The sequence below is a fragment of the Stenotrophomonas sp. STEN020 genome (assembly GCF_056760195.1).
This window is the reverse complement of sequence record NZ_JBRREI010000107.1, coordinates 1-4,703: the sequence shown is the minus strand read 5'-3', so window position 1 is coordinate 4,703 and position 4,703 is coordinate 1. Positions and strand designations below refer to the sequence as shown.

Annotated in this window: 6 protein-coding genes; 5 read left to right on the top strand and 1 reads right to left on the bottom strand. The window is 62.7% G+C overall.

Annotated features, from left to right (window positions below):
* From ACVOLZ_RS22145 to ACVOLZ_RS22130, 4 genes are all read left to right on the top strand, one after another.
* Window positions 1-192, top strand: a 192-nt coding sequence (locus tag ACVOLZ_RS22145; RefSeq protein WP_481518014.1) for a hypothetical protein, incomplete at its 5' end; no start/stop codon positions are given.
* A 7-nt stretch (window positions 193-199) separates the two neighbouring features.
* Complete coding sequence (locus ACVOLZ_RS22140; RefSeq protein ID WP_481518015.1) at window positions 200-1,540, top strand: histidine kinase; 1,341 nt, start codon at window positions 200-202, stop codon at window positions 1,538-1,540.
* A complete protein-coding gene (locus tag ACVOLZ_RS22135) occupies window positions 1,530-2,303 on the top strand; it encodes a LytR/AlgR family response regulator transcription factor (protein ID WP_481518013.1) in 774 nt (257 codons plus the stop codon). Before ACVOLZ_RS22140 ends, ACVOLZ_RS22135 begins: the two co-directional genes overlap by 11 nt.
* Window positions 2,304-2,330: 27 nt before the next feature.
* A complete protein-coding gene (locus ACVOLZ_RS22130; protein ID WP_481518012.1) occupies window positions 2,331-2,660 on the top strand; it encodes a hypothetical protein in 330 nt (109 codons plus the stop codon).
* Window positions 2,661-2,707: 47 nt separating this feature from the next.
* Here the strand turns inward: ACVOLZ_RS22130 and ACVOLZ_RS22125 are convergent, their stop codons facing one another.
* On the bottom strand, window positions 2,708-3,310 hold the full coding sequence (locus ACVOLZ_RS22125; protein ID WP_481518011.1) for a hypothetical protein: 603 nt from the start codon (window positions 3,308-3,310) through the stop codon (window positions 2,708-2,710).
* Window positions 3,311-3,641: 331 nt separating this feature from the next.
* Here ACVOLZ_RS22125 and ACVOLZ_RS22120 point away from each other — a divergent pair, with 331 nt between their 5' ends.
* Window positions 3,642-4,568 carry an oxygenase MpaB family protein gene (locus tag ACVOLZ_RS22120; RefSeq protein WP_481518010.1) on the top strand — a complete coding sequence of 309 codons (927 nt, stop codon included), beginning with the start codon at window positions 3,642-3,644 and terminating at the stop codon, window positions 4,566-4,568.
* The last annotated feature ends 135 nt before the right edge of the window (window positions 4,569-4,703 follow it).

Sequence of the window (4,703 nt, the reverse complement as noted above, 5' to 3'; positions counted from 1 at the left end):
TTTGTTCATTTTTTTTTGGGGGTTGTGTGGGGGCTTTTTTTGGGGCGGGTTTGTGTTTTTGGCGGGCTCTTACAACGGCCCGGCCTCTCCATCCCCGCCAATCCGGGCTCGGTCGCCTTTTTCCGGGTTTCGTCGCAGGCCGCTTGCAGCCTGACGGGCGGCGCCTATGCTCGACTCCAATCCCTACGGTGACTGCACCATGTTCGCCAGCCTCTTTCTCGGTTTCCGCATCCTCGCCGCCTGGGCGCTGACGATTCTCGTCGCCGCGTTCCTGTGGAGCGGGCTGTTCAGTGGCATGGACCGGTCGCCGGGCTGGATCTTCGGTCTCGCCGCGATGGCCTTGGCGGTGTTCGCGCTGACCGCCGTGGTCGGCCATATCCGCCGGGTCACGCTGATCGCCGATCGCCTCGATGCACAGTCGCTGGCCAATCGCCATCGCCGTCAGGTCGAGCTGCCGCTGGATGCGCCCACTGCGTTCGCTCTGCTGGAACAGGTAATCGGACAGATGCCACGTATCGAACGCCTGGAGCGCTCGGTCGGCACCTTGCAGCTGCGTGCCACCCAGCGCCGCGCCGATCCCTATGGTGAGCGTCCGCCGTCACGTTGGAATCCGATGGCGCGGCTGGCGATCAAGCACAACCAGATCACCGCCCGCGTGATTCCCGGCGCGGATACCAGCAGCGTCACCCTGTTCTTCGAGCCCGATGCCGGGGCTTGGGTTGACCTGTGGCTGCTGGATGAAGGCAGCAATTACGAGAACGCCGAAGCCATCACCCACGCCTTGAGCGGCAAGGTTGCTCAGCAGCGCCGCGAAGAGCGCGCGCACGCTGCACGCACCGAGGCCGAAAAAGAGCTCAGTGTTGCGCGCTTGAACCTGCTGCATGCACAGGTGGAGCCGCACTTCCTGTACAACACGCTGGCCAATGCACAGGTGCTGACCCGCAGCGATCCGGCCCGTGCCGAGCAGATGCTTGGGCACCTGATCCAATACCTGCGCAGCTCACTGCCGGGCATCGACCAATCGGTGTCCACGCTCGGGCAGGAACTGGAGCGGGTGCAGGCCTATCTGGAAATCCTGAAGATCCGCATGGGCTCGCGGCTCAACCTGCAGATCGATGTGCCCGAATCCCTACATGGTGTCAGCCTGCCGTCGATGTCGCTGCAGACCCTGGTCGAGAACGCGATCAAGCATGGCCTGGAGCCCAAGAGCGGTGGCGGCACGGTGTGGATACTGGCGCGGGAGCTGGATGGTCAGCTGACGATCACCGTCGCCGACGACGGCCAAGGCATCAGCACCGACAACAGCGGCACCGGCATCGGCCTGAAGAACCTGCGTGAACGCCTGCGCCTGAGCTGCGGCGAACAAGCCACGCTCGCGCTGGTTTCCAACTTCCCCAGCGGCATGGCTGCGACCATCAGCCTGCCAAAGCGTGTTGCAGCGCCGCCGCCGGTGGTCGCTGCTGCATCGACAGCCGCGCAGGTGAACAACGCCTCCATGCAGACAACAGTGAACATCCCGGAGCTGCCCCGTGCATCTTGAAGCGCTCATCGCCGAAGACGAACCGCTGCTGCGGCAGGCGCTGGTCGCCCAGCTGCAGCGCCTGTGGCCGGAGCTCGATATCGTCGCCGAGTGCGAAGATGGTGCCGCCGCATTGGAAGCACTGGAAACGCATAAACCCGATCTGGCCTTCCTCGACATCCGCATGCCCGGCATCACCGGCCTGGATGTAGCCCGCGCGCTGCAACAGGTGAGTCCGCAGACCGAAGTGGTGTTCGTCACCGCCTACGATCAGTACGCGATCAGCGCCTTCGAGCAGGGCGCGGTGGACTACCTGCTCAAACCGGTCAGCGATGAGCGTCTGCTGGCAACCCGCCAACGCGTGTTGGCGCGCAGGCAGAGCGGCAATGCTGATCCAGGTGTACTGGAGCGGCTGCTACAGCAACTGGCAAGGCAGCCTGCCGCTGCGTTGGCCGCACCGCCGTTGGCGTGGATCACCGCCAGCAATGGCCGCGAAACCCGCCTGGTGATGCTGGATGAAGTGCTGTATTTCCGCGCCGACAGCAAATACACGGTGGTGGTCACCGCCGAGGAAGAACTGCTGCTGCGCAGCTCACTGCGCGAACTTACTGCTGCTTTGGATGCCAACAGTTTCCGTCAGATCCACCGCGCCACCATCGTCAACATGAAGGCGGTAGCAGCGGTGAGCCGCGATGACAGCGGCCGCGGCGTATTACGGCTGAAACAGCGCAGTGAAACGCTGGTGGTCAGCCAACCCTTCATGAGTCTGTTCCGCGGCATGTGATGCCGCCCCGCTTGCCGGAGTATTGCCATGCATTACCTGACAGTTTTGATCGGCAGCCTGCTGTCGATGCTGGGCATCCATGAAACACCCGGGCAGACCTCGTTAACCCGCATCAGCGGTGAACAGAGCCTGCTCAGCCGCACCACCGTGGCCAACGGTGTCAGCCGCTTCCAGTGCCTGCAGAGTGATACGGGTCGCTGCAATTACCTGTTGTACCGCGAGCACTGCAGTGGTGCCGGCGATGCTCAGCTGTGCCGGCGCGAAAGCCTGGGCGACTTTGTTGTCGTGGTTGGCACCACCCGTCAGCTGAGTGGCTTGCCCAGCGGGTACTCCCAGCAGGTAACCCTGCAGAAATAAAATCGCCGCGACGAGCGCGGCGATGGGTTTCAAAGAGTGCGATTGGCTCAGAACGCGGGTTGCAACCGCAAGCCATCGTCACCGATGTGATTGAGCTTGCCGACCAGTTCCGAATGCTGCCGCATGCGTCCGAGTTCACGCATGATGCGAACGTCTTCATGACGCAGCTCGCGGGTGCTGGTGACGGCCTGCTTGTAATCCAGAACTTCCGGATAGTGCTTGGCCATTTCCAGCGCTTCGGCCACTTCATCCACGCTGTCGGCATCGGAGCTGATCCGGGCGCGGCTGTTGAAGGCCTTCATCCAGCGCTCGAAACCGGCGGTGTGGTCGAACATATTGGCCATGAACCAGATCACGAACAGGATCGATACCCACGAGCCGAGCACGATCACCACGCGGGTGAAGGTGATATGGAAGTCATCGCGCCACAGGTAGTTGGTGATCAAGCCAAGAATCAACAGTGACGATGCCTGCCACAGCACGATCGAGGCCATCAGCCACTGGCATTTGGCCTTGGCCAGCACCGACACTTCTTCGCGTATCTGCTGATCGCTCAGGTTTTTCCAATGATCAACCTGCTTCTCGAACGGGCTGTTGTACAGCTCGTTGTCTTGCAACAACAATCCCAAACCTTTGAACAGTGCGATCATGGTGAGCTCCTTGCAGATACTTGCTGGAACGAGCGACGGATGCAGGTTGAAGCGGTCAGGCAAGTCCAGTTCTAGCACTTTCGTCGTGCTTGGCAATGGGGGCAGTGCGAAGAACTGACCAGCGGTGTTTGCCGTGACGCCGTGACAGCATGGAAATTTTGCGGTGCGTCATCGTCCAAGCCAAAGGACGTTTCGGTTTTCCTTGAATTCTTTGCTGCATCCGCACATGCGGTATCCGCAGCTGGCGGCGGGCCTTGACGGCGGCTGTACGGGTGCCGGATCGACAGCTCAAGTCAGCCAGCTGCGCAGCTGGACCGGTACGATAGGCGCCATGTCATCCCTGTTCAGCCCTGTCTCCGCCGCCGCCACCGCCCACATCCGTCGCTGGGTGCTGGACGCCTTTCCACGTAACCAGAATGGCGTTGAGTACGACACGCCGCTGGGCGATCCGGGCTGGTTCGGGCCGGGCAGCGTCACCTGGCGTATTCATTCCGAATTCCCCGGCATGTTGGCCGGCGGGCTGTGTGCGCTGATGCTGCAGCTGCTGCACCCGCGTGCGCTGGCCGGTGTCTATGACCACTCCAACTTCCGCGAGGATCTGGTTGGGCGGCTGCGCCGCACCACCAGCTTTGTGGCCGGTACCAGTTATGCGCCGGCAGCCGAGGTCGACAAGCTGATTGCCAAGGTGCGCCGGATTCATGCGCAGGTGGTGGGTACGTTGCCGGACGGCCGCGCATATGCCGCGGATGATCCGCAGCTGCTGACCTGGGTGCATGTCACCGAAGCCTTTGGATTTCTGGAAGGTTGCCGGCGCTATTGCCGCGAAGTTCCAGCCGCCATTGCTGATCGCTACTACGACGAATACCGGCGCGTGGCCGAGGCCTTGGGCGCGCGCGATGTGCCTGCCAGCGAAGCGCAGGTGCGCGAGTACTTCCAGGCGCAGCAATCGCAGCTGAGCATGGATGAGCGTTCGCGTGAGGTTTTGGAGGTGCTGAGCGAGGTGCGCTTGCCGGTGCCGCTGCCGGGCGTGTCGCGTGATGTGTTTCTGGCTGCGGGCGCGGCCTTGTTGCCGGAGTGGGCGGTGCAGCTGCTCGGCCGCAGTCGCGGCCAGCAGTTGCAATCGGTGGTGGCCGCGCGGGTGCTGCGCAGTGTGGCGCCGTTGTTCCGGATCGCCTTGAACGATGGCATTTCGACCCGCGCCTGCAAGCGGGTAGGGCAGGAGCCTGCAGTGCTCTCGGCCTGGCCCGATCTGACGTAGTGCCGAGCCATGCTCGGCAGGGGCGTTACCAGCGAAAAGCTGCCCTCACCCCAACCCCTCTCCCGTAAACGGTAAAGGGGCTCAAGCTGTAGTGCCGAGCCCTGCTCGGCAGGGGCTTTATCGGTAATGCCTTGC